Here is a 4,133-nt window from a genome sequence, read left to right as displayed (position 1 = left end):
GCGACGACTAACGAGCATCTTATGCAGGCGAAGCCGACTAGAAGTAGTTACAGGTCCCGGATGAAAATCCAGGACCTGTAACGTCATGCCTCTTGACAATGGCTTTCTCATATTAAAAAAGCCCCTGTCGAAATGACAAGGGCTTGAACATTCTGGCTCCCCGGGTAGGACTCGAACCTACAACAGCGCGGTTAACAGCCGCGTGCTCTACCATTGAGCTACCGAGGAATTGGTTGGTGCTCGCAAGCAACAAGGATTAGTATACAGAACTCATGACGGATGGCAAGGAGGAATTTGAAAAATTTTGCTGTGCTAGAATGACATGCCGTGAACTGTCCCCCATGCTTGCCGAGGAGCGTCGACTGTGGCCGATAACGTGCAGCATCCCAAGATCTCGCATGCGAAGTCCGATACGCAAAAGGACCTCTTCATCCTGCGAGAACTCGTTTCCAAGGACTTCAAGATCAAATACCGTCGCTCGGTGCTCGGCGTGGCATGGAGCGTTCTTAACCCGCTGCTCATGATGATCGTCATGGCGGTCGTCTTCAGCACCATTTTCGCCCAGGGCCGCAACGGCAGCGTGACGCCCGAGCTCTACCCGCTGTACCTCATCATCGGTAACGTTACCTTCTCGCTGATGTCCGAGTCGACGTCGACGGCGCTCACCTCCATCATCGATGCTTCGTCGTTGCTGAAAAAGGTGAAGGTGCACCGCTTCGTGTTCCCGGTCCAGAAGGTGCTGTTCGCGCTTGTGAACTATGCCTTCTCGCTCATCGCGGTAGCGCTCGTCATGCTGTGGTTCCGAATCGTGCCCACCTGGCACCTTATCTGGCTACCGGTTGGCCTGCTTCTGCTCATGGTATTCTGCGCCGGCCTCGGTTTGCTGCTTTCGGCTCTGACCGTCTTCTTCCGTGACGTGCGCCACCTGTGGAGCGTCGTCATCACCGCGTGGACCTACTTCACGCCCATCTTCTGGACGGACGACTACATCAAGGTGATGCAGCCCCACATCCTGCAGCTCCTTATGTACGCAAACCCCATGTACAACTACCTCAACTTCATGCGTCAGATTCTGCTGTGGCAGACCAACCCCGAGCCCATCACCGTTGCGCTCTGCGCGGGTTGGGCGCTGGTCGCGCTCGTTCTCGGCTATGCCGTCTTCCACAAGACCGAGCACAAGTTCATTCTCTATATCTAGAAGAGGTCCTCGCATGGCAACGAACGACATCGAAACCCAGGACAACGCCATTGAGGTCAAAGACGTCACCATGATCTTCAACATGGCGTCTGAGCAGCTGAACAACCTCAAGGAATACTTCATCAAAATCATGCGCCACGAGCTCTTCTTCAAGGAGTTCCGCGCGCTCAAGCACATCTCGTTCACGGTGCATCGCGGCGAGGTCGTGGGCCTTGTGGGCACAAACGGCTCTGGTAAGTCGACCATGCTCAAGATCATCGCCGGCGTGCTTGAGCCGAGCGAGGGCGAGTGCATCGTTCGCGGAAACATAGCGCCGCTCATCGAGCTGGGCGCAGGCTTCGACATGGAGCTCACCGCCCGCGAGAACATCTATCTCAACGGATCGCTTTTGGGCTACACCAAAGCCTTCATCGACGAGCATTTTGACGAGATCGTCGAGTTCGCCGAGCTGCGCGACTTCGTCGACATGCCGCTGAAGAACTACTCGAGCGGCATGGTGGCGCGCATCGCGTTCGCCATCGCCACGATCACCGAGCCCGACATCCTCATCGTCGACGAGACGCTCTCGGTGGGTGACGTGTTCTTCCAGCAGAAATGCGAGCGTCGCATCCAGCACTTTATCGAGTCGGGCGACGTGACGGTCCTCTTCGTGAGCCATTCCATGCGTCAGGTGGAGCGCATCTGCCAGCGTGCTATCTGGATCGAGAAGGGCGATATGCGCATGGACGGCCCCGTCAAAGAGGTCTGCCGCGCATACCGCAACCAGTTCGGTCACGAGAAGGGGGAGGGCGAAGACGAGCCCATCACCTCCGACAAGCCGCTGCCCGAGGTCCTCGCCCAGTACATCGACGTCGATCCTGAGGGCTGGTATCTCGAGGCGGTTGAATCCATGGTGTCCCGCCGTATCCTGGAGGGGCGCGACGTCAACCACTTTGGTCCGAACGATCCGTTCAAGCGTTGCCAGGGCGTATGCGCCATCGCTCGCGCGGCGGGGGTGCCCATCGATGCGCCGAGCTCCGATGCCGCGGCATCGCTCTTCTTCCGCAAGGCTGTCGCCTGGGCACGTGAATACGACATCGTGGGCGGCAACCTGCCCGACGAGATGTTCCGGCCTACCGACGCCGCTACGCGCGCCGAGATGATTCAGATGCTCTATAAGTGGCAGGGTGCCCAGGAGGCGCCCGCGCTTGACGACTGGCAGGACACGCCGGGCTGGGCTCAGCCGGGCGTTGCCTGGGCGGTCCAGGCGGGCGTCGTCAACGGCATTGCCATTCGCGCGAACGACGTCTGCACGAAGGCCGAGGCTGCGGCCATGCTGTATCGACTGGTCCGGTAGCACGCGGCCGACTAATACGAAGTAGCGCTCAAGCCCTCCCGCGGTGGATGTCCCCGGGAGGGCTTTCTGCGTAAATATGCAGGAAATACTGTTTACTCGTTAGCCCGGTATCTCGACCGTTTTGTCTTAATTGATGATTCTAGTGATACCTTCAGATTATTTATCGGCGTCGTGAGATATGAATGGAACAAAACTGAGCGTCGCTGAGCGCCATTCTCCTTGTGACTCACTTTTGTTTCAGAATCGGGTTCGATTCCGGAATATTACTGAGCGTTGGCGAGACGTCAGCATATTCATATTACGAAGATTAGGCAGACGCATGCTTGGTCCGACAAGTCTAGTTAGCACTTTTGTATCAGGAATTTGTTAGTGGTTCTTGCGGTTCGCTCGCGCTTTACCATTTCGACTCCCTTTTGAACCGCAATCGTGCAGCGGCCTTTCAGGTGGTTGTTGAGCCCCTTTTCTAAATCAACGCCAAGTTCTCAGGAGAAAAGGGGCTCGTTTGATTTTTATCGACTATATGCCTGTCTGTGAAACGCCGTATTCGGCTTCTTCCTGTGTGAAGCCGTCAAACATAAGCTGATCGACCAGGCCGTCATGCGAGAAAGACATGGTGTCAAGGTACCGCTGCGCCTTCTTGGCTGCTTGCTCGCTCCAATCGGCGCCACAGTTTGCAGCGGCGTTGTTAGCGTCATCCTCAGAGAAACCGTCGAAAACCAACTGATCAGCGAGGCCACTTTGGGAAAGAGGCATGGTCTTAATGTACTGTTCAGCTTTCTTTAAGGCCTGCTCCGACCAGTCTGCTCCGCAGTTGTCTGCAGCAAACGTCGCGTCTTCAGTGCTAAATTTATCGAACTCGAGCTGGGATATCAGCCCGGAATACGAGAACGGCATCGTCGAGAGGTACTGCTGCGCTTTGTTGTACGCCTGCTCTTGAGACGCAGTCATCCCTTCGGGCTTTGCGGGAGTCTCCTGCGTCTCCTGAATCTGTTCTTGAGCGGGAGCGCTGCCACTGCTCGCAGTTTCAGAGCTGCATCCAGCGATGCCTGATGACGATGCAAGCGCCAGACCTAAGGCTACCGTCGCTGCTATCCTTGTGTTGACTCTCATATCTTCCCTCCTAGACCTTTCCGGCCCTAGCCGGATTTTCTACAACTTATTCATACCATCACAATACATCGTTTGCGAAAGTAGCGACCTTTCAGAATCTGTCGAATCCTTTGGTTGGATTCGATTCTCGCTTTTATACGTCTTTGGATTTGCATAAATTGGCACCATTCAGTCGATTTGCTCATTAGGTGTTCCTCGGCATCGGGTGAGGATGGCCATAAACGTTTAAGTACTTTGCCTTTTAGGAAAGCGACTTAATCTGTATTCCAAATTCAGTTCACAATTTGATGGGAGGGTCATTTATGCATATCTACGAATGTCCCCCGTTCTCCCGTATTTGTCCCAATTACATAAAACGTAGCGTTTTTGGGGTTGATTTTCAACCTCAGCGAAACGCTTTGAGCGATCAGGGCGTTTCCGCACCTAGCGCGACGGGGGCGCGCCCTTGCGGGCGGCCTTCCGGACGCGTCCCCGCAGGTGTAGGATTCG

The 4,133-nt window shown here is 55.4% G+C and carries 3 protein-coding genes, 1 tRNA gene and 1 pseudogene; 3 read left to right on the top strand and 2 right to left on the bottom strand.

All coding sequences use genetic code 11. The annotated features are described in order from the left end of the window. Positions 1 to 153: 153 nt before the first annotated feature. Positions 154 to 228: transfer RNA gene (locus B5F33_RS10685), tRNA-Asn, on the bottom strand. A gap of 136 nt (positions 229 to 364) precedes the next feature. On the opposite strand from B5F33_RS10685, the gene B5F33_RS10680 reads away from it, so the two are divergent. The 3 genes and pseudogenes from B5F33_RS10680 to B5F33_RS11045 all read left to right on the top strand — a co-directional run bounded on the left by B5F33_RS10680 (position 365) and on the right by B5F33_RS11045 (position 2,534). Then, positions 365 to 1,198, top strand: coding sequence for an ABC transporter permease (locus B5F33_RS10680; RefSeq protein ID WP_239285067.1), 834 nt, complete (start codon positions 365 to 367; stop codon positions 1,196 to 1,198). Between the two features lie 13 nt (positions 1,199 to 1,211). After that, positions 1,212 to 1,967: pseudogene (locus B5F33_RS11050) on the top strand (ABC transporter ATP-binding protein); the annotation flags it as partial. 33 nt (positions 1,968 to 2,000) lie between these two features. Beyond that, positions 2,001 to 2,534: an S-layer homology domain-containing protein gene (locus tag B5F33_RS11045; RefSeq protein ID WP_255376272.1), complete on the top strand. Its 534-nt coding sequence runs from the start codon at positions 2,001 to 2,003 to the stop codon at positions 2,532 to 2,534. Positions 2,535 to 3,050: 516 nt separating this feature from the next. Here the strand turns inward: B5F33_RS11045 and B5F33_RS10670 are convergent. Next, positions 3,051 to 3,644, bottom strand: coding sequence for an Ltp family lipoprotein (locus B5F33_RS10670; protein ID WP_087411804.1), 594 nt, complete (start codon positions 3,642 to 3,644; stop codon positions 3,051 to 3,053). Positions 3,645 to 4,133 lie beyond the last annotated feature (489 nt).

It is taken from the genome of Collinsella sp. An2 (assembly GCF_002160065.1).
Lineage (GTDB): Bacteria > Actinomycetota > Coriobacteriia > Coriobacteriales > Coriobacteriaceae > Limicola.
Note: the sequence above shows the minus strand (reverse complement) of the source record. Positions and strands in the feature narration are given on the sequence as shown.